The sequence below is a fragment of the Micromonospora sp. NPDC005172 genome, assembly GCF_040608555.1.
In the GTDB taxonomy this organism is placed as follows: Bacteria; Actinomycetota; Actinomycetes; order Mycobacteriales; family Micromonosporaceae; genus Micromonospora.
Genome location: NZ_JBEXIL010000011.1, coordinates 120,205 through 144,723, shown reverse-complemented (window position 1 = coordinate 144,723; position 24,519 = coordinate 120,205). Strand labels below are relative to the sequence as shown.

Genomic DNA, 24,519 nt, shown 5'->3' with positions numbered 1-24,519 from the left:
CGGCACCGCCGAGCGGCTGCTCTCGCTGGAGCTGGAATTCCTCCGTACGCACCTGGGGTGAGCGGCCGCACTTCCAAGATCGCACTCGGGTCCAGGAGCGAGTGGTACTCCCGGCGCCACAAACCTCTGCCGCGAAGGACTCGTCACGTTAGGCGAGATCGGTTACGGTCTCTGCAACAAACGCATGTGACGACGCGGGGGCCGCCCTGATCGTTGAACCGGCGCCTGCCCGAGCCGGCCGTCACATCACGGGAGGACAGCGTGTCGGATTATCCGAAGATGATCGTCCCGGTCGACCACATCGAGCCGGTGCCTCGCCGGATCCGAGCTTTCCTCGGCGGCGAGCAGGTACTGGAAACCACGCGGGCGTTGTACGTGTGGGAGTGGCCGTTCTTCCCGCAGTACTACATCCCCGTCGACGACCTGAATCGCGACCTGTTGATCGAGGGCGAGCACACCGAGGTGACCCGGCGCGGGACCGCACGGCTGCACGGGCTGCAGGTCGGCGAGACGGTCCGTCCTTCGTGCGGGCGGTTGTACGGGGACGACGCGCTTGCCGGGTTGGCGAACACGATCCGGTTCGACTGGGCAGCCATGGATGCCTGGTTCGAGGAGGACGAAGAGGTCTTCGTGCACCCCCGGAACCCGTTCGCGCGGGTGGACGCGGTGCGTTCCACCCGCAGCGTCAGGGTGGAACTGGAAGGCGTCGTCCTGGCCGAGTCGACATCGCCCGTGCTGGTCTTCGAAACCGGTCTGCCGCCCCGCTACTACCTCAACCGGACCGACGTGAACTTCAAGCACCTCGTGGCGTCGCCGACGAGGACCGCCTGCCCGTACAAGGGCCAGATCAGCGACTACTGGTCCGTCCGAATCGATGACCAGACCCACCCGGACCTGGCTTGGTCGTACGACTTCCCGACCGCCGCACTCCTGCCGATCGCCGGCCTGATCGCCTTCTACAACGAGAAAGTCGATCTCTTCGTCGACGGCGAGCGACAGAGCCGGCCGTCAACGCCCTTCCACTGAACCAACCGCACGCCCTGGCACCGCATCGAACAGGTTCCCAGGTGCACGGATGCCCAGCACGCCCGGCGGCATTGTTGAGCGGGGACCCTGCCTATCCACGGTGTGACCTACGGCTGCACGTACGCGTTGGCGAACGACGGGTAGCCGAAGACGCTGCAGACGAAGACCGCGCCTCGGCAAGATGGCCGAGCCGTTCCTCGCTCACCGCAACTCGCAATCTTGGACAGTTTCCGTTAGCACGTAACGGAAACTGTCCAAGATCTGTAGCCGAGGCTTCATGTCAGTCGTCCTCGATCCGCCCGGTGGCGGGATCGACCATGGCCAGGTAGTCGCGGATGTTCTCCCTGTGCTCGTCGAGCGACAGGCCGCGCGTCGGACCGACACCGAATCCGTAGCCGGGCCTCGGTCCGCTGAGCCATGTGTAGTCGGTGCCGTCGCACTCATTCGGGCGGAGGGAGAACGTCTCTCCGTCGACATCGACCGTGACCGACGTCGCGTCGTCCGGAGGTACGGGGCGCAGGCCGGGTACGGCGTTCCGATCGACGTCGCCGTCATCGGGGTAGATGGGCTTCACATGGCCATCATCGCGCGGCAAGGACCACCCGCCGGCAGAACGGCGAGGGCCCCCTCCCGACGACGCTGTCGGAAGAGGGCCCTTGCCTGCCTGCGCTACGGCTTCACGTACGCGTTGACGAACGACGGGTAGCCGAAGACGCTGGAGACGAAGACACCGCCGGCCTTCGAGCCGTGCACGTGGTAGGCCACGTCGACGTACATCGGCACCACCGGCGCGTACTCCTTCATGATCCGCTCGTCCAGCTTGGCCCACTCCGGGCCCTGGTCGGCCGGTGCGAGCGCCAGGATGCGGTCCATCTCGGCGTTGATCGTCGGATCGTTGAAGTACGACTGGTTGCTGTTGCCCTCGGCCTTGATGGTGCGGCCGTCGTAGAGCACCGGCAGGATCGCCGCGCCGCTCGGCCAGTCCGCCGCCCAGTTACCGATGTACAGGTCCCAGGGGTTGTCCTTCTTCTTGATCTCGTCGAGCTTCGCGTCGTCGGAGATGTTCCGCAGCGTGATCTTGAAGCCGGCACGCTCCAGGTTGACCTTGAGCTGGGCGCCCTGCTGCTGCTCGGTCGAGTTGTCGGCGACACCGAGGACCAGCTCCGGCGTCTGCCCGCCGAGGAGCTCCTTGGCCTTCGCGACGTCACCGTTCGGGCCCGCCGGGTACGCCTCGTACGCCTTGTAGCCGATCGTGGCCGGCGGCATCAGCGTGGTCAGGGGGGCGGCGACGTTCTGGCCACCGAGCGCCTTGACCATGCCCTCCCGGTCGATGGCGTAGTTGAGCGCCTGGCGAACCTTGAGGTCCTTGACCCGCTGGTTGTTGATGACGAGCTGGTTGGCGCTCGGCGTCGGCGAGAGGATGGTGCGCGACTTCAGCGCGGCGTCCCCGGCCACCTTGGCGACCAGCGAGGCGGGTACGGCGTTGAAGGCGAGCGCGCTCTGGTCGGCGCCGTTGTCGGCGATCACCCGGTTGTTGGCGGCGTCCGCGGTCGGGCCGAAGGACCAGACGAACTGGTCCGGGTACTGGTGCCGGACCGGGTCGGTGTTCGGATCCCAGTTGGGGTTGCGGTCCAGCGTGATCTGCACGCCGACCTGGTTCTTGGCGACCTTGTAGGGGCCGGACGAGAACGGCTGCTTGTCCAGGTCGATGCCGGTGTCCTTGTCGGCCGGCAGCGGCGCGGTGGTCGGCAGCGAGACCGCGAACGGCAGGTCACAGCGGGGCTTGGCGAACTCGAACCGCAGCGTCTTCGCGTCCGGCGTGGTCAGGCCGGGCGGCAGGGACGTCTTGTTCTTCTTGAAGTCCCACTTGGTGTCGAACTGCGGGCTGTCGGCCAGCCACTCCTGGAGGTAGGTCGGGCCGCCGGAGAGGTCCGGGTCGAAGGAGCGGGCGATGCCGTACGCGATCTCCTTGGAGGTGATCGGACGGCCGTCCTCGAACTTCACCCCGTCCTTGATCGTGAATTCCCAGACCTTGCAGTCGTTGTTGACGTTCTTGCCCGGCGTCTCGGCGAGGTCACCGACGAGGACCAGACCACCCTTGCCGTCGTCCTTCCAGGTGGTCAGGTAGCGCGCGAAGAGCGGGTTGGTCATGAGACCCGCGAACGAGTACGTCCGCTGCGGGTCGAGATGGGAGATCGGCGACTCCCGGATGATGGTGAAGGTGCCGCCCTTCGCGGCGCCGCTCACCTCGGCCGCCGGCCCCTTCGAGTCCTTGGGGTCGGTCGCGATGACCCCGGTCTGCTGCCGGTTGTTGTCCACCGTGGTGCCCTCGCCCGTGTTCTTCGAGCACGCACCCAATGCCACAACCAGAGCGATCGCGCCGCCTGCGGCAACCGCCACGCGTGGTCGCATGAAGTACCTCCTTCACCCATGTGCCGTGCGGTTTCGTCGGGGCGAGAACCGCCGACGTCCCGAGGATCGTAAGGAAAAAAATCTGCAAGTTGTGTAACAGTTGTCGATAAATTCCGCCAGCAGCCGCCCGCGGGACGGCGATCGGCTCAGCGCAGTCGGACCCGTGGGTCGATGGTCGCGTACAGCAGGTCCACCAGCACGTTCGCCAGCACCACGAAGACGGCGGCGATCAGCACGGTGGCCATGATGGTGGGCAGGTCACCCGAGCGCACGGCGTCCACCGCCGTACGCCCCAACCCCTGGATGCCGAACGTCGTCTCGGTGATCACCGTGCCGCCCAGCGCCCCGCCCACGTCCAGCCCGGCGATGGTCACCACCGGAGTGATCGCCGCGCGCAGCGCGTGTCGCCCGTACACCATGGGTTTGGCCAGGCCCTTGGCCCGCGCGGTCCGGACGAAGTCCTCGGACAGCGTCTCCAGCATCTGCGCCCGCGACAGCCGGGCGTAGATCGCCGAGAACAGGAAGGCCAGCGCCACCCAGGCGAGTACCAGCCCACTCGCCCACTTCGCCGGATTGTCGAAGAGGGACGTGTAGCTCGGCACCGGCAGCCACCGCAGGTTGTAGACGAACACCAGCAGCAGCACCGCGCCCACGAAGTAGAGCTGCAACGAGGCGCCGGTCAGCGAGAAGCCGATCGCCAGCCGGTCCACCCAGGTGCCCCGACGCAGCGCCGAGACCATGCCCAGCCCCACCCCGAGCAGCAGCCAGAGGACCGCCGCCGGGATCACGATGCTCAACGTCACTGGCAATACCCGGGCGATGGTGTCCGAGACGGCCTCGTTGGTGACGTACGACCAGCCCAGGCAGGGCGCGTCACAGCGGCCACCCTGGGCGCTGCCCAGGTCCCGACCGGTCACGATGCCCTTCATGTAACCGGCGTACTGGCTGATCAGCGGGTCGTTGAGGCCCAGGTCGTCGCGGACCCGTTCCAGCCGCTCCGGGTTGCAGTTCTTGGAGCAGATGCTGCTCACGGGATCGCGTGGCAGGGCGAAGAACATCAGGAACGTCAGCACGCTCACCGCGAACAGGGTCAGCGTCGCCGAGAAGAGTCGCTTGATCAGAAATCGCGTCATGAGGTGACCCCTACCGGGACGACTTCGGGTCGAGCGCGTCCCGCAACGCGTCGCCGAAAAGGTTGAAGGCGAACACCAGCGCGAAGATCGTGATGCCCGGGAAGAACACGTACGCCGGGTCGGTCTGGAGGAAGTCCAGACTGCGGTAGATCATCCGGCCGAAGCTCGGCGTCTCGTCGCTGAGACCGACGCCGATGAACGACAACGCGGCCTCGCTGGTGATGAACTGCGGCACCGCCAGGGAGAACGACACCAGGATCGGCGCCCAGATGTTCGGCAGGAGCTGCCGGAAGATGATGTGCCCCAACCCGGCGCCGCTGGCCTTGGCGGCCTCGACGAACTCCCGCTCGCGCAGCGCGATCACCTGCCCGCGTACCAGGCGTGCCGTGCTGGTCCAACCGAAGATCGCGAACACGGCGATGAGCACACCCACCCCGAACGCCGACGACACCTGCCCCCGCTCGCCGTAGAAGCGCAGCGTGATCGTGGGGGTGAGCGCCAACGCGATGATCAGGAACGGCATGGCGAGAGTCAGGTCGGTGATCCAGTTGATCACCGCGTCGAGCCAGCCACCGAGGTAACCGGCCAGCGCGCCGAGCACGATGCCGATCGCGGCCGTGATCAGGGCCGCGGCGAACGCGATGAACAGCGACGTGCGCAGCCCGTAGATCAACCGGATGAAGATGTCCCGGCCCAGCCCCGGTTCCAGACCGAACCAGTGCTCGCCGGTGACCCCGCCGACGTAACCGAGCGGCATGCCGAAGCCGTCGAGCAGGCTCTGGAACTGCTCGCGCGGCCCGACGCCGTAGACCATCTCGATCAGCGGGGCGGACAACCCCAACACCATGAAGAAGACCAGGAGTACGCCGCTGACCACGGCCGTACGGTCGCGGCGCAGCCGCATCCAGGCGAGCTGACCTGGCGACCGACCGACGACGCCCGTGGCCTCCGGTCCGCCCGCGTCCGAGCCGGACTCGATCTCGGCCAGCGCCACACCCTCCACCGGGGACAGGCTCACGACGACACCTCCTCGACGTTCGGGGCCGCCACCTCGGGGCCGGCGCTGTTGCCGGCCGTTTCCCCTTCGGGGCTGATGCCGGCCGTTTCCCCTTCGGGGAAGTGACACGCGGTGGCTTGCCGGCCGCCGTCGCGCGGCACCAGCGCGGGCTCCTCGGTGGCGCACACGTCCTGCGCCTTCCAGCAGCGGGTACGGAACCGGCAGCCCGACGGCGGATCGAGCGGCGTGGGCACGTCACCCGTCAGCCGGATCCGGCCCGCCGGGCCGAGCTGCGTGACGTCCGGGATCGCCGAGAGCAGCGCACGGGTGTACGGATGCTGCGGGCGCTCGTAGATGTCGTTCCGGTCGCCGATCTCCACGATCCGGCCCAGGTACATGACCGCGACCCGCTGGCAGAAATGCCGGACCACGGCCAGGTCGTGCGCGATGAACACGAACGCCAGATCCAGCTCCCGTTGCAGGTCGCGCAGCAGGTTGACGACCTGCGCCTGGATCGAGACGTCGAGCGCGCTCACCGGCTCGTCGGCGACGATCAGCTTCGGTCGCAGCGCGAGCGCACGGGCGATGCCGATGCGCTGGCGCTGACCGCCGGAGAACTCGTGCGGGTACCGGTTGTAGTGCTCCGGGTTCAGCCCGACCAGCTCCAGCAGCTCCTGCACCCGCGCCTTGATCCCACCGGGCGGCTTGATGCCGTTGACCTGCAACGGCATCGCCACGATCCGGCCGACGGTGTGCCGGGGGTTCAGCGACGCGTACGGGTCCTGGAAGATGATCTGGAGTTCCTGCCGCAGCGGGCGCAGCTCCCGCCGGCCCGCGTGGGTGATGTCCCTTCCGGCGAACTCGATGCTGCCGCTCGTCGGTTCCAGCAGCCGCACCAGCATCCGGCCGGTGGTCGTCTTACCGCAGCCCGACTCCCCCACCAGGCCGAGCGTCTCGCCGGGGCGCACGTCGAAGTCGAGCCCGTCGACCGCCCGCACCGTGCCGGTGGCGCGCAGTCCCTGCCGTACCGGAAAGTGCTTGGTCAGCCCGCGGACCCGCAGCAGTGGTTCGTCGCTCATCGGGCCACCCCCACGGATGCCACGTTCTCGGCGTAGATCGCGCTGCGCTCCTCGGCGCTCAGGTGGCAGGCGACCAGGTGGCCGTCGCCGCCCGCCGGCCGCAACTCGGGCACCTCGGTGCGGGACCGGTCACCGACCCGGTCGTCGTAACGGCAGCGCGGGTGGAAGGCGCACCCGGACGGCAGGTTGATCAGGCTGGGCGGATTGCCGGGGATCGGCACCAGGTCCGCGTCCGCGTCGCCGTGCAGCGACGGCACGCTGGAGAGCAACCCCCAGGTGTACGGATGCTGCGGCGAGCGGAGCACCTGCTCCACGCTGCCGTGCTCCACGGCCCGCCCGCCGTACATGACCAGCACGTCGTCGGCCACCTGACCGACGACGCCGAGGTCGTGGGTGATCAGGATGATCGCGGAGTGGAACTCGGCCTGGAGGCCGGCGAGCAGATCGAGGATCTGCGCCTGCACGGTCACGTCCAGCGCGGTGGTCGGCTCGTCGGCGATCAACAGCGCCGGGTCGTTGACCAGGGACATCGCGATCATCGTCCGCTGGCGCATGCCACCGGAGAACTCGTGGGGGTACGCATCGAAGCGGCGGTCCGGTTGCGGGATGCCCACCCGGCCCAGCATGTCCACCGTCCGCTGGCGGGCCTCGCGCCGGCTGGCCTTCGGGTGGTGCACCCGGTACGCCTCGGCGATCTGCTTGCCGACGCTGTAGTACGGGTGCAGCGCGGACAGCGGATCCTGAAAGATCATCGCCATGTCCCGGCCGCGCAGCCGACGTACCTCCTCGTCGGGCAGACCGACGAGCTGCCGGCCGCCGACGGAGATCTCCCCGGTGATGGTGGCTCGCTTGGGATCGTGCAGGCCGAGAATGGCCAGCGACGTGACGCTCTTGCCGGAGCCGGACTCGCCGACGATCCCGAGCGTGCGCCCCCGCTCGACGGCGAAGGACACCCCGTCGACCGCGCGCACCACGCCGTCGGAGGTGTCGAACCGAACCCGCAGGTCGCTCACCCGCAGGTAGGCATCCGAGCTGTCCACGGCACCTCCCTCAGTGACGAAGAGAACTTACAACAATGTCCAGAGGGTGAAAATAAGCTACAAGCTCGGCACGTGTCAGCGGGCCCGAGCGTAACGAGTCCGCATCGGCCCTGAACAGCCCTCACCTCGGGCACTCATGGTCTTGAGAGCACGCCAGGTGCGACCATTGGGCGAGCTGCCAGCAGAGGATGCCCGTGGCACGAGGTGGAGGTGACGATGACCGCGGCGGTGTTCAACCACGAAGGCCCGTGGAGCGAAGAGGACTACCTCGCCCTCGGCGAGACGCAGCAACGCGTCGAACTCTTCGACGGGAGCCTCCACGTGACCCCAGCCCCCACCCCCCGACACCAGCGCATCTCCCGCAGGCTCGGCAACATCCTCGAAGCAGCCACCGGGCCCGCCGGCCTCGAATTACTGGAGGCGGTGAACGTCCGACTCCGCCCCGGTCGGATCCCGATCCCCGACCTCGTGATCACCGGTCCGATCGACTTCGACGAACTCAACGTCGAAGCGGGTGATGTGCGGTTGGTATGCGAGATCATCTCACCGAGCAATGCATCCACCGACAAGGTGTTGAAGATGCACTATTACGCCGCCGCCGGGATCGGGTGGTTTCTGTTGGTGGAACAGGAGACCGGCGCGCTGCACCTCTACCGTCGCCAAGGCGGCCACTACGTCGAAGTAGGGGCCGCGAAGCGCGGCGAGGTTCTGGAACTGACCGAGCCGGTGAAAGTGACCATCCGGCCGGAAGAACTTCTTCCCTGACGGGTGTCGGTCCGCTGCCCTAGGGTCGTCGCATGACCGAGTTCGACGCGGCCACCGCCGCCGTGCAGGCCGCCCTCGATGCGGGAGCGCGGTACGCCGACGCGCGGGTGATGTACCGCCGCTACGAGTCGATGACCGCGCGCAACGGCGACGTGGAGGAGCTGACCCAGGACGAGAGCATCGGACTGGGCGTCCGGGCCCTGGTCGGTGCGAGTTGGGGCTTTCACGCCGTACCCGATCTGTCGGACGCCGCCGCCCGCGACGCCGGGCGGCGCGCGACCCGGACCGCGATGGCGAGCGCGCGGGTGCCCGGCCCCCCGGTCGACCTGGTCGAGGTCGAGGCCGTGACCGCGAGCTGGTCCTCGGACTGCCGGGTCGACCCGCTCGGAGTGCCGCTGTCCGACAAGGGTGACCTGCTGGTCGGCGCGACCCGCACGATGGCCGAGCACGGCGCGGACCTGGCCGAAGGGCTCTACCAGATCTGGGACACCGCGAAGTGGTTCGTCTCCAGCGAGGGCCACCGCATCGACCAGCGGATCCGCGAGTGCGGCGGCGGTATATCGGCCACCTCGATCGGCGACGGCGAGACGCAGCGGCGGTCCTGGCCCAGTTACCGGGGGCAGTACGGCACCACCGGCTGGGAGCTGGTCGAATCGCTCGACCTGGCCGCGCACGCCGCGCAGATCGCCGAGGAGTCCCGGGCGCTCCTCACCGCGCCACCCTGCCCGGCCGGCGAGACGGATCTGATCCTCGGCGGCGAGCAGTTGGCCCTGCAGATCCACGAGTCGGTGGGGCACGCGATCGAGTTGGACCGGATCCTCGGCTGGGAAGCCGCGTTCGCCGGAACGTCCTGGCTGGACCTGGCCCAGCTCGGCTCGCTGCGCTACGGCTCCGAACTGATGAACATCACCATCGACCCGACGATCCCCGGAGCGTTGGGCAGCTTCGGCTTCGACGACGAGGGCTCACCCGCCGTCAAGCGGGACGCGGTGCGCGACGGCCGCTGGGTGGGCGTGCTCGCGGGCCGCGACTCCGCAGCCATGGCGGGCCTCGACTACGGCGGCAGCGTCCGCGCCGACGGGTGGGCCCGACTGCCGATGGTGCGGATGACGAACGTGGGCCTGGAACCCGGCCCGCACACCCTGGACGAGATCATCGCGGCCACCGATGACGGTGTGTTGATGGACCTCAACCGCTCCTGGTCGATCGACGACAAGCGGCTCAATTTCCAGTTCGGCTGCGAGGTCGGCTGGGAGATCAAGAACGGTCGGCGGGGGCGGATGCTGCGCAACCCGACGTACACCGGGATCGGCCCGCTGTTCTGGCGTTCGATGGACATGCTCTCCGGCGAGACCGTGCCCTGGGGGACACCCAACTGCGGCAAGGGCCAGCCGGGCCAGATCGGGCACACCGGCCACCCGGCCGCGCCGGCCCGCTTCAAGAACGTCCGGGTAGGGGTGTCCGCGTGAGTGGGTCGACGGAGTTGGAGCTGGCGGGGCAGGTCGTCGAGCTGGTCCGGCGGGCTGGTGGCCCGGCAGTGCAGGCCGAGGTGGTGGTGACCCGGGCGGACCTGGCGCTCACCCGCTTTGCCAACTCGGCCATCCACCAGAACGTCTCCGAGTCGAACGTCGGCGTCCGGCTGCGGGTGCACGCCGACGGGCGGACCGTCGCCGGGAGCGGCAGCATCGTCACCTCCGACGGGTTGCAGGCGCTCGTCGAACGGACCCTCGCCGCAGCGCGCCTCGGTCCACTCGACCCGGGGTGGCCCGGCCTGGCGCCGCCCACGCCCGCGCCGGTCGCGCCGCCCGTCGACGAGGCGACCGCCTACGCCGAGCCGGACCAGCGGGCCGACCGGGTGGGCGCGTTCGTGGCCGCCGCCGGGGGCCTCACGACTGCCGGTTACTGCCGTACCGCGCACCGCTCGTCGGCGTTCGCCAACTCGGCGGGGCACAGCGCGTACGGCCGCTCGGCGGAGGCCGCGATGGACGGCATCGCGCGACGCGACGGCGCGGACGGTGTCGCGCGGCGCAGCGCGGACCGGCTGTCCGACCTCGACGGCGCCCAGCTGGGCGCACACGCCGCCGCCAAGGCGCAGGCGGCGGCCGATCCGGTCGAGTTGCCGCCGGGACGCTACGAGGTGGTGTTCGAGCCGGCCGCCGTGGCGGACCTGTTGCAGAACCTGTGCTGGTACGGCTTCAACGGCAAGCGGTACGCCGAGCGGCAGTCCTTCGCCGAGCCGGGCGCGGCACAGTTCGACCGGCTGGTGACCCTGGTGGACGATCCGCTCGGCGCGTCGGGTCTGCCGTTCGACGCCGAGGGCACCGGCCGGCGGGCGGTGACGTTCGTCGACGAGGGCACCACGCTGGCGGTCGCGCACGACCGGCGGACCGCCGCCGAGGCGGGTGCGGAGTCCACCGGGCACGCGATTGCGGGCGGTGCCGCCTGGGGGCCCATGGCCCGTAACGTCCGCCTGGCCGCCGCGGCGGCGGGCCCGATGAGCGCGACCGGCCGGAACACCACGGGCTCGGCGGCCGGCGCGGTCGTCGACGCGGACACCGCGGCGCTGGTCGCCGGGGTACGACGGGGACTGCTGGTCACCGATCTCTGGTACACCCGTGTGCTCGACCCGAAGAGCCTCGTCGTCACCGGGTTGACCCGCAACGGGGTGTGGCTGATCGAGGACGGCACGGTCGTCCGGGCGGTCCGCGACCTGCGGTTCACCGAGTCGTACCCCCGGGCGCTCGGACCGGGTGCGGTCCTCGGGCTGGGCTCCGAGACCGTGCGTCAACCGGATCGGGTGGACGGTGCCTGGTGGGCGGCGCCCTCGGTGCGGCTGGCGTCCTGGCACTTCACCGGCGGCGCGTCGGGCTGATGTCTCCGGCTATCCGGCGCGCCGACGGCGTTTTCGCAGGCCAGACACACGGGACACTCCCTTGCGCGGACGGCTCGCAAAGATCGGCGTAACGTGTGTCACTTAGCTGCGTCGGTCGATCCGACGTGGTCGTTGGTGTGCGCATGACGTGGCAGCGGGTGCGGGTTCGCCGGTCCGCGTGCCGACCGGAGAGATCAGCCCGCCCGTACGGGCCCGTCGAGGAGACGACTCGAATGACTTCAACGGCAACGAGGCCGCGGGGGGCGCGGGCGCGCGCCGCCATCACGGCGAAGACGTTGCGTACCGACCGATGGTGGTTCGCCCCGCTGATCACGGTGATCGGGCTGAGCGCCTGGGTGGCGTACGCGACGGTCCGGGTGTTCATGCACAAGTGGTACTGGGTGGACCAGTTCCACTACCTGACCCCGTTCTACTCCCCGTGCGTGACCGACCGGTGTGTCGAGCAGGCCTCGCACTTCGGCAGGTTCCTGCCCGGCTGGTGGATCATCCCGGACGCCGCGCTGACCCTGCCGTTCCTGCTGCTGTTCCGGCTCACCTGCTACTACTACCGCAAGGCGTACTACCGGTCGTTCTGGCTGTCGCCGCCGGCCTGCGCCGTCCCGGACGGCCACAAGGAGTACGGCGGGGAGACCCGTTTCCCGCTGCTCGGGCAGAACCTGCACCGCTACTTCTTCTACGCCGCCGCGATCATCTCGCTGATCAACACGTGGGACGCGATCCTCGCCTTCCACTCGCCCAAGGGCTTCGGCTTCGGGCTGGGCAACCTCGTCCTGCTGCTCAACGTGGTGATGCTCTGGGCGTACACGATCTCCTGCCACTCCTGCCGGCACATCATCGGCGGCCGGCTCAAGCACTTCTCCAAGCACCCGGTGCGCTACCGCGCGTGGACCTTCGTCTCGGCGTTGAACGTCCGGCACATGCAGCTCGCCTGGATCACCCTCGGCACCCTCGCGCTGACCGACTTCTACGTGATGGCGCTGTCTGCCGGCTGGTTCAACGACCTGCGGTTCATCAACTAAAGGGCCCCTGACATGACCACAACCACTCGCATCGAACGACACCACTACGACGTCGTCGTCATCGGGGCCGGCGGCGCCGGTCTGCGCGCCGCCATCGAGGCCCGCCTCGCCGGCAAGAAGACGGCGATCATCTCGAAGTCGCTGTTCGGCAAGGCACACACGGTGATGGCCGAGGGCGGCGCCGCGGCCGCGATGGGCAACGTGAACAGCCGCGACAGCTGGCAGGTGCACTTCCGCGACACCATGCGCGGCGGCAAGTTCCTCAACAACTTCCGGATGGCCGAGCTGCACGCGAAGGAGTCGCCGCAGCGGATCTGGGAGCTGGAGACGTACGGCGCGCTCTTCGACCGTACGAAGGACGGCAAGATCTCCCAGCGCAACTTCGGCGGGCACGAGTACCCCCGACTGGCGCACGTGGGCGACCGGACGGGCCTGGAGCTGATCCGCACCCTCCAGCAGAAGATCGTCTCGCTGCAGCAGGAGGACAAGCGCGAGTTCGGCTCGTACGACGCCCGGATCAAGGTCTTCTCCGAGACGACCATCACCGAGCTGCTGCTCGACGGTGACCGGGTCGCGGGCGCGTTCGGCTACTACCGCGAGTCCGGGGAGTTCATCCTCTTCGAGGCGCCGGCCGTGGTGCTGGCCACCGGCGGTGTCGGACGCTCCTACAAGGTCACGTCGAACTCCTGGGAGTACACCGGGGACGGGCACGCGTTGGCGCTGCGCGCCGGGGCGACGCTGATCAACATGGAGTTCCTCCAGTTCCACCCGACCGGCATGGTCTGGCCGCCCTCGGTGAAGGGCATCCTGGTCACCGAGTCGGTCCGTGGCGACGGTGGTGTCCTGAAGAACTCCGAGGGCAAACGGTTCATGTTCGACTACGTCCCCGACGTCTTCCGCAAGCAGTACGCGGAGACCGAGGAGGAGGCGGACCGCTGGTACACCGACCCGGACAACAACCGGCGTCCGCCGGAGCTGCTGCCCCGTGACGAGGTGGCCCGCGCGATCAACAGCGAGGTCAAGGCCGGTCGGGGCTCCCCCGCCGGCGGTGTCTTCCTGGACATCGCGAGCCGGCGCTCGGCCGACGAGATCCGCCGCCGGCTGCCCTCGATGTACCACCAGTTCAAGGAGCTGGCCGACGTCGACATCACCTCCGAGCCGATGGAGGTCGGGCCGACCTGTCACTACGTGATGGGCGGCGTCGAGGTGGACCCGGATTCGGGTGCCGCCTTCGGCCACGTCCGCGGCCTGTTCGCCGCCGGCGAGGTGTCCGGCGGCATGCACGGCTCCAACCGCCTCGGCGGCAACTCCCTGTCCGACCTGCTGGTGTTCGGCAAGCGGGCGGGCGGCCACGCGGCCAGCTACGCCGACGGGTTGTCCGCCCGGCCGAAGGTGGCCGTGGACGCGGTCGAGGCAGCCGTGGAGACCGCGTTGGCCCCGTTGCAGCGGGACACCGGCGAGAGCCCGTACACCCTTCAGCAGGACCTCCAGGCGGTGATGGGAGACCTGGTGGGCATCATCCGGCGCGAGGGCGAGCTGGCCGACGCGCTGGTGCGGCTCGCGGAGCTGCGCGAGCGGGTGGCCAAGGTCAGCGCCGCCGGCGGTCGCCGCTACAACCCGGGCTGGCACCTCGCCCTGGACCTGCGCAACATGCTTGTCGTCTCGGAGTGCACCGCGAAGGCGGCGCTGGAGCGGCAGGAGTCGCGGGGTGGGCACACCCGCGAGGACTATCCGACGATGGAGCCGAAGTGGCGGCAGGTGAACCTCGTCTGTTCCCTGGACGGCGACGCCGTACGGCTCACCCATAAGCCGTTGCCGAAGATGCGGCCGGAGCTGATCGGCCTCTTCGACCGGGCGGAGCTGGCCAAGTACCTCACCGACGAGGAGCTCACCGACTTCGACGCTCTCGTCTCCGACGCTGGAGAGGCGGACAACCGATGAGCGAGAAGCGTCAGTTCCGGATCTGGCGGGGTGACGAGACCGGCGGCGACCTGCAGGACTACATGGTCGAGGTGAACGAGGGCGAGGTCGTCCTCGACGTCATCCACCGCCTCCAGGCCACGGATGCGCCCGACCTGGCCTGCCGATGGAACTGCAAGGCCGGCAAGTGCGGCTCCTGCTCGATGGAGATCAACGGCAAGCCGCGACTGGGCTGCATGACCCGGATGTCGACCTTCGGTGACGAGGAGACCGTGACGGTCACGCCGCTGCGGACCTTCCCCGTCATCCGGGACCTGGTCACCGACGTCTCGTTCAACTACGAGAAGGCACGGGAGACCCCGGCGTTCGCCCCTCCGGCGGACGTCGCCCCGGGCGACTACCGGATGCAGCAGGTCGACGTGGAGCGCTCGCAGGAGTTCCGCAAGTGCATCGAGTGCTTCCTGTGCCAGAACGTCTGCCACGTGATCCGCGACCACGAGGAGAACAAGCAGGCGTTCTCCGGTCCGCGGTACTTCATCCGGGCGGCCGAGCTGGACATGCACCCGCTGGACGCCCGGACCGACCGCAAGGAGTACGCCCAGGCCGAACAGGGCCTTGGTTTCTGCAACATCACCAAGTGCTGCACCGAGGTCTGCCCCGAGCACATCAAGATCACTGACAACGGGATCATCCCCATGAAGGAACGCGTCGTCGACCGCAGGTACGATCCCCTTGTGTGGCTTGGTAGCAAGATCTTCCGTCGGGGCGAGACGCCCCAGACCAGCGTGACCACCGCCCGTCAGGGCTCGGCGAGCCTGCCGGGTACGAGCCGGGGCGGCGTGCACTCGCACGCTGGCGGCTCGCACGACCCGCAGGCCGAGGCGCAGGCGCAGAGCGGCGTCAACTGGCACCGCGAGGTCCCCCACCCGACCGCTCCGGCGGTCGACGACCGGGGCAAGCTGCCGCTGACGGAGCTCACCTTCGACCGGGCAGCCGCGCCGTCGCCGTTCGGCGACGACGTGACCTTCCCGCTGCCTCCGGAGCACCTGAACTTCGCCCACCCGGACCAGGACGACAAGCACTAGTCAGACCACCAGAGACGGGGGCTGTCGGCTTTGCCGACAGCCCCCGTCCCCGTCTCCCCCACCCTCTCCCCACCCCTGGGCCCGTTGATCATGAAGTTATTGCCCTGCCTACCGGCGTGTCATGGCAACAACTTCATGATCAACGGGATGGTGGAGGAGGGCGGGCGGGAGGGCGGGAGGGCGGGAGGGGGCGGGGTTAGGGGGTTTTTAGGTGGGGGCGTAGGGCTGCCACTATGGGGGCGTCGGCTGGGAGCCAGGTCACCGAGTCCAGCTCGTCGACGGTCAGCCAGCGCAGCGCCTGGTGCTCCAGCGCCTGCGGCTCGTCCCCGTGCAGCAGGCGGGCGGCGTACACCTTGAGCACCGAGCGGCCGTGGGCCATTCGGACGTTGCGGCCGACCCGACCGCCGATCTCGACGCGTACGGCCAGTTCCTCGGCGCACTCCCGGATCAGGGCCTCGGCCTCACCCTCCCCCGGCTCGACCTTTCCACCGGGGAACTCCCACATGCCGGCCACCTCCGGCGGAGCGGAGCGTGCGCAGGCGAGCACGCGTCCGTCCCGGATGATCGCCGCTCCCACGATCACTTTCAGGTCCCGTCGTTGGGCCTGCCCGCCACCATTAGCCCGTTCGGTCTGCACGGGCGTCCAGGGTGCCAGATCAATCGGCGGTTTGGGTACCGACACCGTCCGCTAGGTCAATAGAACACGGAAGTGTGGGCGTGGACACCCCCAGCGAGCGACGACAGACTAGGAGGCACCGACAAGACACGGGATGGCGACGATTTGGCCACAAGCCGGCAACGGCGCTTGGGGGGTGCGGTGATGCGCGTGCTGTTCAGCAGCAGAGCCAAGCACGACTACCTTTCCGACGCGTTGACCTTGCTAACTGGTTGGACGCGGGAAGGTGAACAGATCCGGCGGACGCTGGTGATCGACGATACCCAACACGCGGCCCTGACTGAACGGGTCAAGGTCGTGGCGGACGCTCTGCACCTGCGCCCCGAGATCAGCCGCCGGTCCGACAGCACCCTCATCCGGGTCGGGCACGGCAACGGCGAGCCTCTCACCGAGGGCGAGGTCCTGCTGGCCGCCCGCATCGAGGACGCCTACCGGGCGGTCACCGAGTCCTGACGAGCCACCCGGGCACGGTGGCGCCGGTTTCCTAACCTGGGTCGCATGGCGAACATCGCGTACGACCGCAAGGAGCAGGTCCAGCAGATCGAGAGCGGGCTTCTCGACGGCGAGCAGATCATCGCCGTCTACGACGCCGTCGGCACCGGCACCGGGTTCATCGGGCTGACCGACCGGCGCGTGATCATCCAGGACCGGTCCTTCGTCGGTAAGCGGTATGCGATCACCAGCATCCCGTACTCGAAGATCACCAGCGTGAGCGTGGTCAGCAACAAGTCCTGGGGTGGGTCGTTCTTCTCCACCGGCGCGATCGCGATCCACGTCGGCACCCACACGTACGAGGTGGAGTTCCGCGGCGCGCAGAAGAGCCACCACGTCCACAACGTGATCCTGCACCACATCTCCTGACGACCCTTCCGGCCGTGAGCCCGGCGGGCACGAGTGCCCTGCCGAGTTCACGGCGCCCGGATGTGTCTGATGGGGCGGGCTGTCAGCAAGCAGGGCCGGGGAAATCTCCGTTCACTGCACGAAGATGTTGACAGATGGTCGCATCTCGCCGCAGATGCGCAGAACGTCGTGAATCGGGTGGTCCTCGAACGCCTTCACCAGCGTGGTGTCCAGCACCTGGGTCTGGTGGTCGATCGCCGGGTAGGTGGTCTGGGTGAGCAGGTAGTCGAAGCGCGCCGCCCACTTGCGGGCGCCCAGCCGCGCGGTGGTCGAGCAGTTGTCCACCATGAACGAGACGCCCCGGGCGTACATGTACGCGTTGAGCGAGTCGGTGGCCTCGATCACCGATTCGTTGGCGATCTCCGAGTAGGGGTGGCCCATCTCGATGAACGTGTCGACCTGGCCCATCATGACGCCGCAGTACACGCCAGCGGTGAACGGGTCGAGCGGAACGTCGTCGTCGACACGGTTCTGCCGGGCGACCACGCCGACGCGCCACATGTCGGCCTGGTCGATCTTGCCCATCGGGAACTCGGAGAGGCGTTTGCCGGCCATGATGACGCTGCGGATCTCGTTGCCGGAGGCCACCTCGTCATAGATCTCGCGGGTCAGCTCCAGACCGACCGGGTAGGCCGCGGCGTACGCCTCCGCGAAGACTGCCCTGTCGTCGTCGTCGAGGTTGCGGTACAGCCCGATCAGGCCCTCCTTCGACACGGTCCGCGAGATCGGGCCGGTCACGCTGTCGACCGAGTCGCGGTACGCGTCGGTCTCGCTCCGCCCCTGCGCTCGGAAGCGCCGATAGAGGCTCTCCACGATGCCGTGCACCCCGCCGAGCAGGATGGACCGCTCGCCGGTGAGATCGGACAGGAACTCCGAGCGCAGCGTCGTCTTGAACGTGTACGGCGCGCCGACACCCACCGACCAGCCGATGGCCCGGTCAACGGCGCGCCCACTGGCGTCCTGCTCCACCGCGATGCTCGAGTTGATGCCCGCGCCGTTGGTCTGGCGCCCCTGCAGGTAGAGGGCACGAACCGAGGCGCCCATTCCCTTGGGACACATCGCGATGACGTCGACGCCCTCGGGGAATCTGCCGCCCTGCTGCTCGAGGTAGCCGAGCAGGAAGCCGTGCGACAGACCAAGGGTGGCGCCGGGCCGCAGGGCCGCAAAGATCTGCTCGTACAGGGCTGCCATCGCGGCGTCGGAGATGAGGAGCAGCACCATGTCGGAGGCGCGGATCACCTCGAACATCTCGCCGAGCGTGCCGTCGGCCTCGCTGAACCCGGCCGCGCGGGCCTTGTCGACCGAGGAAGAGCCGGCCCGGAGGCCGACCACGACCTTCAGGTCACCGCCAGCGAGCGAGTCCCGCAGGTTCTGCGCCTGCGCCGAGGCCTGCGGACCCCAGCCGATGACGCCGATCTGGTTGATGCCCTCGAATGCGCGCGGTAGCCGGTCGAACAGATGACGCCCGCCGACCACGATGGCCTCGCGGGTGCCGTTCAGGTCGATGTACCTCTTGTCGAAGACGTTCGTGTCGAAGTCGAGTCTGTGCGTGGTCACGTCGATCTGCCCCTGTCGTCGGTCCTTCATCCTCGACACTAAGGCGCGCCGTCTTGCCAGATAGTGGACTTCTTCTACCGCACTGCGAGACGGTGCAGCTAGCGGCCGGACGGTGACCCTCGGTTGCCTCCGTGCTGGCGGATGCAGTTGTGAGCGATATACCTCAGAGTCATATTCATACCTCTGAGGTATATCGCTCACCCGCACATCGACAGGGCGGGAGCCCGGCGGGCGTAAATGCCTTGCCGGGCTCGCGGCGTCTCTGGTGTCCTCGGTCGGTAGCCACGCGAAGGGAGCAGTGCCATGCCCAACACGACGAAGTCCCCCCGACCGAACGTCATCCGACTTGAGGAAACGAGGCTTCGTGAGCAGAACTGCTCTTCCCAGGACGCGCGTCACTGAGCACAACCCCGGAGGCCGCTGATGTCGGTCTTCGACGATCCCGGCCTCTTCGGCCGGCTGTGGTCCGCCGGCTACGACAGCCCGGGCAACCCCGACCCGGCCCCCGCCGTCGACTTCCTGGCGGATCTGGCCGACGGTGGTCCGGTCCTGGAACTGGCGATCGGCACCGGCCGGGTCGCGCTGCCACTGGCCGAGCGCGGCCTCAGCGTGCACGGCATCGAGGCGTCCGAGGAGATGCTGGCGCAGATGCGGGCCAAGCCCGGCGGCGACCAGATCCCCGCGGTCGTCGGTGACATGGCGGACGTGGGCGTGCAAGGCCCGTTCCGCCTGGCGTACCTGGTCTTCAACACGCTGTTCAACCTGGTGGACGCCGAGCGGCAGGCGGACTGCTTCCGCAACGTCGCCCGGGTGTTGTCGCCCGGCGGGGCGTTCGTCATCGAGGCGTTCGTCCCCGACCCGCGCAGCTTCGATGCGGACGAGCAGGTGCAGGTCCGCGAGGTGACCGAGGACTCCGCGACGATCCGACTGCACCGGTACGACCGGCCGGCGCAGCGGTTCATCCGGCAGACCATCACCTTCGACGGCAACGGTGTGCACCTGAAACCGTTCGCCATGCGGTACGCCTGGCCGCACCAGATCGACGAGATGGCGCAGCAGGCGGGGCTGCGGCTCACCGAGCGGTACGCCGACTGGCACCGGCGGCCGTTCACGGCGGACAGCCCGTCACACATCTCCGTCTACCGGGCGGAGTAGCGACGGTCGACTCGGGTTCCGCGCCTCCAGACGTGACCGCGGAACCCGAGTCGATTCCGGTCCCGGCAACCTGACCGCTTCCGCGCTGCGCTGAATCTGCTGACAGCAGTCTCCACTGGTCGTCGGCAGCGATGTCAGATCGACTGTGGTCATGCCACGATTTCCGCGCACCTCGCTGTACTGGCCGGTGGTCACCCATCCCCTGCTGCGGCGCGTACTGCCCGGGCTGGCCGTCTCCGCGCTCGGCGACGGCATGGCGGTGGTCGCGGTGACCTGGCTGGCCATCCAGCTCGCACCGACCGGTCAGCGCGGTCTCTGGATCGCGGTCGCCGTGGCCGCGTACACCCTGCCCAGCGCTGTCGGAACGGTGGTTTTCGGTCGGCTGCTGCGCGGACGCAGTGGTGCCCAACTCGCCGGGTGGGACGCGATCCTGCGGGCCGCCGCGCTCGCCGCGATCCCGATCGCCCACCTGACCGGCACACTGACGATCGGGCTGTACGTCGTCCTGCTCGCCGCGTCCGCCCTCCTGCACTCGTGGGGTTCGGCCGGGCGGTTCACCCTGATCGCCGAACTGCTGCCCCAGCGACACCATCTGCCGGCGAACGCGGTGCTCACCACCATCTCCGGCTTTGCCACCATCGTCGGCCCACCGCTGGCGGGCATCCTCATCGGATGGGTGGGGCCGGTGTGGGTCATCGCCGTCGACGCCGCCACCTTCGCCGTGCTTGCGCTCACCTATCGGCTCGCGCTACCCAGCACCGGGACGATCCATCGGTACGACCGCAGCGCCTCCCGTACCGCAGGGTTCGCGCTCATCCGCCGTCAGCCCGCACTGCTGGGCCTGCTGGTGCTGAGCGTCGCGTTCTTCTTCCTGTTCGGTCCGGTGTACGTCGCCATGCCGCTGCACCTCACCGACGACCTGCGGGCGTCCGCGACGCTGCTCGGCGCGTACTACACCGCCTTCGGCGTCGGCGGCCTCGTCGGCGGTGTGGTGGCCGGGCATCTCCGTCACTGGCCGCTACGGGCAACCACCATCGGCATCGTCATCGGGTTCGGCGTCGCCATGCTGCCCCTCGGCCTGGGCACGCCCGTCGGCGTGTCCCTGCCGGCCTTCGCCCTGGCGGGTCTGATCTGGGCGCCGTACATGTCCACGTCGATGGCACTGTTCCAGCGCAGCGCGTCGACCGAGCAGCTCCCGGCGGTGCTCGCCGCGAACGGCGCCGTGCTCGTGCTCGCGGTGCCTCTGGGCACCATGCTCGGCGGCCCGCTGGTCGGTGTCATCGGTCCCCGCCCGACGCTGCTCCTCTGCGGTATGGCGATCCTGGTGCTCGGGCTGGTCGCGGCAGGGTTCGTCACGCTGCGACGGCATACACCAGGTCCCGTCAGAGTGCCGCGCCGGTCCAGCTCGCGACCCTGGCGCTCACAAGGCGAGCGCGAGGCCGAGGCCGATCAGCACTGACGCGGCGGCGCCCGTCGCGAAGACCCGCCTGCTCCGAGGCGGCATTCCCCACGTGTTGTCCAAGAACGGCACGCGCTGGCCGCTGATCCTGCCGCGCAGCCACCTCGCGGTGAGGAACAGCAACGTCCAGACCATGGCGGCACCGAACGCACCGACCAGGCCGGAGGCCAGCGCTTCGCCAACCGGGGTGTGCGCGGCCAGCCGATAGGCGTCCGAGGAACGCCGGTCCTTGCGGAGGATGGTGGGAACCTGGCCCGCCAGCACGAGGCCAGACAGCGCTATCGGGGTGAGCCAGGGCTGCCGCATCGGCGGCGCCTCGAGCCGTGCCGAGTCCGCAAAGAGGAAGAGGATGAACGACCCGAATGGCAGCCAACTCAGCACGACGACCAGCGGCAGCCAAGCGCCGGACATGACATCGACCAGCATGACCATCAGGTCGTCACCGACGAGCATGCCGGCACCGAAGATCGCGAACCACAGCACCAGGTAGGCGAAGCCGAACCGTCGTAGATCCGGAGGCGTCACGGTCGTGGAGTGTATTCAGCAGCGGTGACACGTCAGCCGCAGGCTGCGGTCGTCGATCCGGCGAAAGGTCGCCGGATCGAGGGCCCCGACGGCGGCTGCCGGCGTCCGTCAGAGTCGGCGGGCGCGAAGGACGCCGGTCAGCATGGGCAGGGTGAAGTCTCCCTCGGCGGTCTCTGCCCGGGTGGCCAGGAACTCGCGGATTCGGTCGAGCGTGGCCGTCCGCTCCGGTTCCGGCATGACCAGCAACCCGGCCCGGGTGGCGAGCGTCGCGACCAGGGAGTCGGCGCTCCGGCGCTGCCCGTGGAGAAACTCGGCCTGCTCTGGCGTACCGAACCGCTCGGCAGTCCCGTTGCCCGGCCTGAGCAGGCCTGCCGTCGCCGCGCGCCAACTGCTCCAGGTGTCACGCGGACCGATGGCCGCGCTCCCGCTGACCCCTTCGAGGGCGGCCACCCAGTCCACCCGGTCGTCCATCACGTTCCACAATCCGGCCAGGATGCCGCCGGGCGTCAGGACCCGGGCGATCTCCGGCCCCGCGACGGCCATGTCGAACCAGTGCAGGGCGTTGCCGGCCAGCACCGCGTCGACGGACGCGTCCGGCAGGGGGATCGCCTCCGCGCTACCCGAGAGGGCCCGCACGGTCGGCAGCTCTCGGCGTAGCTGGGCGAGCATCGCCGGGTCAGGTTCCACCGCCACGACGTCGACGCCGAGCGCCACCAACGTGGCGGCCAGCTTGCCCGTGCCCGCACCGAGGTCGAGCACTCGCGAGCCCGGAGCGACCTCGACCGCCCACCGCGCGGCGGCCTGCGCGTAGTCCGGGCGATGCCGGGCGTACGCGGCCGCCGCCGAACCGAACGACGAGCTGAGCACCACCGTCGTCACCGCCCCTCTGCCTGTCGGTGTCCACATCATCGCGCAGCGGGAGATTTCGCGCCGTCCTCGCCGGACCTGGCGTCCTTGGCCGGTGCCGCCGCTGCTGACCGAGGACGAGTACAAGGCGACCATGGGCCCGAACCCGACCCGCGTGGGGCCGGAGGCGTGAAGTTGCGCCCCGACGCGCCACACGCCGAAGCTGAATTCACCTCTAGCTGTACTCAGCCTGCGTCGAGGTCATGCTGGCCTCAGCGTGCCGGACCCCACCGTTACTCAATGCTACGGTGACGCCATGTCTGCGGTGCCCGAGTGGATGCGACCGCCCCGCCTTGAGGGATGGTTTGCCGATGACCTCGATCATCTCGCCGAGGCCCCCCGTCACACCGAGCTGATCGACGGAGCACTCGTCTTCATGATGTCTCCCCAGCGGGCCTGGCACAGTCGAGTCGTCTCCGCCTTGTTGTTCGCCCTCGCGAAGCAGGCGCCAGCGGGCGTCGAGGTCGAACGGGAGATGACCATCCGACTCGACCCGCGGAACCGTCCCGAGCCGGACCTCCTTGCCACGAAGGCGCCCTACTACGACCCCGATCGTACGTTCTACACGCCGGATCAGGTGCTGTTGGTCGTCGAGGTGGTCTCGCCGGAGTCGGCTCACCGTGACCGGACGGTGAAGCTGCGAAAGTACGCGGAGACGGGCATCGCAAACTACTGGCGGGTCGAGGAGGAGGAGGGTGCGCCGGTGATCCACACCTACGAGCTGGACGGGCCGACCCAGTTGTACGCGCCGACGGGGATCCACCGCCACGAGCTACGCCTCACGAGACCATTCGCGATCACGATTGACCTCGACAGGCTGGTACCCGGCCGCAAGGGATGACCCGAGCAGCGGCCCTGAGGGTGGGGCGAAAGGACCCGCACTACACGTTGAAGCGGAACTCCACCACGTCGCCGTCCTGCATGACGTACTCCTTGCCCTCGATGCGGACCTTGCCCGCCGCCTTGGCCGCCGCCATCGAACCGTGCTCGACCAGGTCTTTGTAGGAGACCACCTCGGCCTTGATGAAGCCGCGCTGGAAGTCGCTGTGGATGACACCCGCGGCCTCCGGCGCGGTCGCGCCGGTCGGGACGGTCCAGGCTCGTGCTTCCTTCGGGCCGGCCGTGAGGTACGTCTGAAGCCCGAGCGTGCGGAAGCCGACGCGGACGAGCTGGTTGAGGCCGGGCTCGTTCTGCCCGATCGACTCCAGCAGCTCGCGGGCCTCCTCCTCGGGCAGGTCCACCAGCTCGGATTCGATCTTGGCGTCCATGAAGACGGCCTCGGCGGGGGCGACCAGGGCACGCAGCTCGTCGAGGAACGCCTCGTTGGCCAGCTCGGCCTCGTCGACGTTGAAGACGTACAGGAAGGGCTTGGTGGTGAGCAGGTGCAGCTCGCGCAGGTGCTCCAGCTCGATCTTCGCGGCGGCGGCCCCGGAGTAGAGGGTGGTGCCGCCGTCGAGCACCTCGATCGCGGCCTTCGCGGCGGCGACCGCCGCAGCCCGGTCCTTGCGGAGCTTGGCCTCCTTCTCCAACCGGGGCAGCGCCTTGTCCAGGGTCTGCAGGTCGGCGAGGATCAGCTCGGTGTTGATCGTCTCGATGTCGTCGGCCGGCGAGACCTTACCGTCGACGTGCACCACGTTCGGGTCGGAGAAGGCCCGGACGACCTGGCAGATCGCGGAGGCGTCGCGGATGTTGGCCAGGAAGGCGTTGCCCCGACCCTGTCCCTTCGACGCGCCGCGCACCAGGCCGGCGATGTCGACGAACGACACCGGCGCCGGCAGCACCTTCTGCGAGGAGAAGATCTCGGCCAGCTTGCCCAGCCGCTCGTCGGGCAGCCCGACCACGCCGACGTTGGGCTCGATGGTGGCGAACGGGTAGTTCGCCGCCAGCACGTCGTTCTTGGTCAACGCGTTGAAAAGCGTGCTCTTGCCGACGTTGGGCAGGCCGACGATCCCGATGGTGAGACTCACGACGA

The 24,519-nt window shown here is 68.9% G+C and carries 23 protein-coding genes; 12 read left to right on the top strand and 11 right to left on the bottom strand.

The window, feature by feature from the left end; translation table 11 throughout:
* Positions 1 to 261: 261 nt before the first annotated feature.
* The gene (locus tag ABZV06_RS10495; protein WP_355237048.1) at positions 262 to 1,026 is read left to right on the top strand and encodes a DUF427 domain-containing protein; all 765 of its coding nucleotides are present in this window, start codon (positions 262 to 264) and stop codon (positions 1,024 to 1,026) included.
* A 280-nt stretch (positions 1,027 to 1,306) separates the two neighbouring features.
* Here the strand turns inward: ABZV06_RS10495 and ABZV06_RS10490 are convergent, their stop codons facing one another.
* The 6 genes from ABZV06_RS10490 to ABZV06_RS10465 all read right to left on the bottom strand — a co-directional run bounded on the left by ABZV06_RS10490 (position 1,307) and on the right by ABZV06_RS10465 (position 7,687).
* Positions 1,307 to 1,600 carry a hypothetical protein gene (locus ABZV06_RS10490; RefSeq protein WP_355237045.1) on the bottom strand — a complete coding sequence of 98 codons (294 nt, stop codon included), beginning with the start codon at positions 1,598 to 1,600 and terminating at the stop codon, positions 1,307 to 1,309.
* Positions 1,601 to 1,695: 95 nt separating this feature from the next.
* On the bottom strand, positions 1,696 to 3,438 hold the full coding sequence (locus tag ABZV06_RS10485; protein WP_355620312.1) for an ABC transporter substrate-binding protein: 1,743 nt from the start codon (positions 3,436 to 3,438) through the stop codon (positions 1,696 to 1,698).
* 146 nt (positions 3,439 to 3,584) lie between these two features.
* Entirely contained in the window at positions 3,585 to 4,571 is a 987-nt protein-coding gene (locus ABZV06_RS10480) for an ABC transporter permease (RefSeq protein WP_355237039.1), read from the bottom strand.
* A gap of 10 nt (positions 4,572 to 4,581) precedes the next feature.
* A complete protein-coding gene (locus ABZV06_RS10475; protein ID WP_355620309.1) occupies positions 4,582 to 5,589 on the bottom strand; it encodes an ABC transporter permease in 1,008 nt (335 codons plus the stop codon).
* Positions 5,586 to 6,647: a dipeptide ABC transporter ATP-binding protein gene (locus ABZV06_RS10470; protein ID WP_355620306.1), complete on the bottom strand. Its 1,062-nt coding sequence runs from the start codon at positions 6,645 to 6,647 to the stop codon at positions 5,586 to 5,588. Before ABZV06_RS10470 ends, ABZV06_RS10475 begins: the two co-directional genes overlap by 4 nt.
* On the bottom strand, positions 6,644 to 7,687 hold the full coding sequence (locus tag ABZV06_RS10465; RefSeq protein ID WP_355237030.1) for an ABC transporter ATP-binding protein: 1,044 nt from the start codon (positions 7,685 to 7,687) through the stop codon (positions 6,644 to 6,646). The genes ABZV06_RS10470 and ABZV06_RS10465 overlap by 4 nt, the downstream gene beginning before the upstream one ends.
* Positions 7,688 to 7,903: 216 nt before the next feature.
* On the opposite strand from ABZV06_RS10465, the gene ABZV06_RS10460 reads away from it, so the two are divergent.
* From ABZV06_RS10460 to ABZV06_RS10435, 6 genes are all read left to right on the top strand, one after another.
* Complete coding sequence (locus ABZV06_RS10460) at positions 7,904 to 8,452, top strand: Uma2 family endonuclease (RefSeq protein WP_355237027.1); 549 nt, start codon at positions 7,904 to 7,906, stop codon at positions 8,450 to 8,452.
* 32 nt (positions 8,453 to 8,484) lie between these two features.
* Positions 8,485 to 9,921 (top strand): TldD/PmbA family protein, encoded by a 1,437-nt coding sequence (locus ABZV06_RS10455; RefSeq protein ID WP_355620304.1) that lies wholly within the window; start codon positions 8,485 to 8,487, stop codon positions 9,919 to 9,921.
* On the top strand, positions 9,918 to 11,324 hold the full coding sequence (locus tag ABZV06_RS10450; protein WP_355620301.1) for a metallopeptidase TldD-related protein: 1,407 nt from the start codon (positions 9,918 to 9,920) through the stop codon (positions 11,322 to 11,324). The genes ABZV06_RS10455 and ABZV06_RS10450 overlap by 4 nt, the downstream gene beginning before the upstream one ends.
* Before the next feature lie 233 nt (positions 11,325 to 11,557).
* On the top strand, positions 11,558 to 12,364 hold the full coding sequence (locus ABZV06_RS10445) for a hypothetical protein (RefSeq protein ID WP_355237018.1): 807 nt from the start codon (positions 11,558 to 11,560) through the stop codon (positions 12,362 to 12,364).
* Between the two features lie 12 nt (positions 12,365 to 12,376).
* Positions 12,377 to 14,305, top strand: coding sequence for a fumarate reductase/succinate dehydrogenase flavoprotein subunit (locus ABZV06_RS10440; RefSeq protein WP_355620298.1), 1,929 nt, complete (start codon positions 12,377 to 12,379; stop codon positions 14,303 to 14,305).
* The gene (locus tag ABZV06_RS10435) at positions 14,302 to 15,369 is read left to right on the top strand and encodes a succinate dehydrogenase/fumarate reductase iron-sulfur subunit (protein ID WP_355237013.1); all 1,068 of its coding nucleotides are present in this window, start codon (positions 14,302 to 14,304) and stop codon (positions 15,367 to 15,369) included. The genes ABZV06_RS10440 and ABZV06_RS10435 overlap by 4 nt, the downstream gene beginning before the upstream one ends.
* A gap of 196 nt (positions 15,370 to 15,565) precedes the next feature.
* Here the strand turns inward: ABZV06_RS10435 and ABZV06_RS10430 are convergent, their stop codons facing one another.
* Positions 15,566 to 16,006 (bottom strand): (deoxy)nucleoside triphosphate pyrophosphohydrolase, encoded by a 441-nt coding sequence (locus ABZV06_RS10430; protein ID WP_355620295.1) that lies wholly within the window; start codon positions 16,004 to 16,006, stop codon positions 15,566 to 15,568.
* A gap of 183 nt (positions 16,007 to 16,189) precedes the next feature.
* Here ABZV06_RS10430 and ABZV06_RS10425 point away from each other — a divergent pair, with 183 nt between their 5' ends.
* Positions 16,190 to 16,498, top strand: a complete 309-nt coding sequence (locus ABZV06_RS10425; protein WP_355248457.1) for a 4a-hydroxytetrahydrobiopterin dehydratase — start codon at positions 16,190 to 16,192, stop codon at positions 16,496 to 16,498.
* A 45-nt stretch (positions 16,499 to 16,543) separates the two neighbouring features.
* Positions 16,544 to 16,906, top strand: coding sequence for a PH domain-containing protein (locus ABZV06_RS10420; protein ID WP_355050625.1), 363 nt, complete (start codon positions 16,544 to 16,546; stop codon positions 16,904 to 16,906).
* 111 nt (positions 16,907 to 17,017) lie between these two features.
* On the opposite strand, the gene ABZV06_RS10415 is transcribed toward ABZV06_RS10420, so the two are convergent.
* Positions 17,018 to 18,502, bottom strand: a complete 1,485-nt coding sequence (locus ABZV06_RS10415; protein ID WP_355620292.1) for a hypothetical protein — start codon at positions 18,500 to 18,502, stop codon at positions 17,018 to 17,020.
* 423 nt (positions 18,503 to 18,925) lie between these two features.
* Here ABZV06_RS10415 and ABZV06_RS10410 point away from each other — a divergent pair, with 423 nt between their 5' ends.
* Together ABZV06_RS10410 and ABZV06_RS10405 are read left to right on the top strand one after the other, a co-directional pair.
* Positions 18,926 to 19,657: a class I SAM-dependent methyltransferase gene (locus tag ABZV06_RS10410; protein WP_355620289.1), complete on the top strand. Its 732-nt coding sequence runs from the start codon at positions 18,926 to 18,928 to the stop codon at positions 19,655 to 19,657.
* Positions 19,658 to 19,808: 151 nt separating this feature from the next.
* Positions 19,809 to 21,116: an MFS transporter gene (locus ABZV06_RS10405; protein WP_355620286.1), complete on the top strand. Its 1,308-nt coding sequence runs from the start codon at positions 19,809 to 19,811 to the stop codon at positions 21,114 to 21,116.
* Here the strand turns inward: ABZV06_RS10405 and ABZV06_RS10400 are convergent.
* Positions 21,078 to 21,641 carry a hypothetical protein gene (locus tag ABZV06_RS10400; protein WP_355620283.1) on the bottom strand — a complete coding sequence of 188 codons (564 nt, stop codon included), beginning with the start codon at positions 21,639 to 21,641 and terminating at the stop codon, positions 21,078 to 21,080. The two genes, ABZV06_RS10405 and ABZV06_RS10400, sit on opposite strands and share 39 nt — an antisense overlap.
* 108 nt (positions 21,642 to 21,749) lie before the next feature.
* Positions 21,750 to 22,520, bottom strand: coding sequence for a class I SAM-dependent methyltransferase (locus tag ABZV06_RS10395; protein WP_355620280.1), 771 nt, complete (start codon positions 22,518 to 22,520; stop codon positions 21,750 to 21,752).
* 244 nt (positions 22,521 to 22,764) lie between these two features.
* Between ABZV06_RS10395 and ABZV06_RS10390 the strand changes: the two genes are divergently transcribed.
* Positions 22,765 to 23,388, top strand: coding sequence for a Uma2 family endonuclease (locus ABZV06_RS10390; RefSeq protein ID WP_355620277.1), 624 nt, complete (start codon positions 22,765 to 22,767; stop codon positions 23,386 to 23,388).
* Between the two features lie 40 nt (positions 23,389 to 23,428).
* Here the strand turns inward: ABZV06_RS10390 and ychF are convergent, their stop codons facing one another.
* On the bottom strand, positions 23,429 to 24,514 hold the full coding sequence (ychF, locus tag ABZV06_RS10385) for a redox-regulated ATPase YchF (RefSeq protein WP_355248478.1): 1,086 nt from the start codon (positions 24,512 to 24,514) through the stop codon (positions 23,429 to 23,431).
* Between the last annotated feature and the right edge of the window lie 5 nt (positions 24,515 to 24,519).

What these genes read in the sequence shown, in the direction of transcription:
- ABZV06_RS10485 (WP_355620312.1), bottom strand. Translation starts at nt 3,438, where the DNA reads ATGCGACCACGCGTGGCGGTTGCCGCAGGCGGCGCGATCGCTCTGGTT.
- ABZV06_RS10480 (WP_355237039.1), bottom strand. Translation starts at nt 4,571, where the DNA reads ATGACGCGATTTCTGATCAAGCGACTCTTCTCGGCGACGCTGACCCTG.
- ABZV06_RS10470 (WP_355620306.1), bottom strand. Translation starts at nt 6,647, where the DNA reads ATGAGCGACGAACCACTGCTGCGGGTCCGCGGGCTGACCAAGCACTTT.
- ABZV06_RS10460 (WP_355237027.1), top strand. Translation starts at nt 7,904, where the DNA reads ATGACCGCGGCGGTGTTCAACCACGAAGGCCCGTGGAGCGAAGAGGAC.
- ABZV06_RS10455 (WP_355620304.1), top strand. Translation starts at nt 8,485, where the DNA reads ATGACCGAGTTCGACGCGGCCACCGCCGCCGTGCAGGCCGCCCTCGAT.
- ABZV06_RS10445 (WP_355237018.1), top strand. Translation starts at nt 11,558, where the DNA reads ATGACTTCAACGGCAACGAGGCCGCGGGGGGCGCGGGCGCGCGCCGCC.
- ABZV06_RS10440 (WP_355620298.1), top strand. Translation starts at nt 12,377, where the DNA reads ATGACCACAACCACTCGCATCGAACGACACCACTACGACGTCGTCGTC.
- ABZV06_RS10435 (WP_355237013.1), top strand. Translation starts at nt 14,302, where the DNA reads ATGAGCGAGAAGCGTCAGTTCCGGATCTGGCGGGGTGACGAGACCGGC.
- ABZV06_RS10425 (WP_355248457.1), top strand. Translation starts at nt 16,190, where the DNA reads ATGCGCGTGCTGTTCAGCAGCAGAGCCAAGCACGACTACCTTTCCGAC.
- ABZV06_RS10420 (WP_355050625.1), top strand. Translation starts at nt 16,544, where the DNA reads ATGGCGAACATCGCGTACGACCGCAAGGAGCAGGTCCAGCAGATCGAG.
- ABZV06_RS10410 (WP_355620289.1), top strand. Translation starts at nt 18,926, where the DNA reads ATGTCGGTCTTCGACGATCCCGGCCTCTTCGGCCGGCTGTGGTCCGCC.
- ABZV06_RS10405 (WP_355620286.1), top strand. Translation starts at nt 19,809, where the DNA reads ATGCCACGATTTCCGCGCACCTCGCTGTACTGGCCGGTGGTCACCCAT.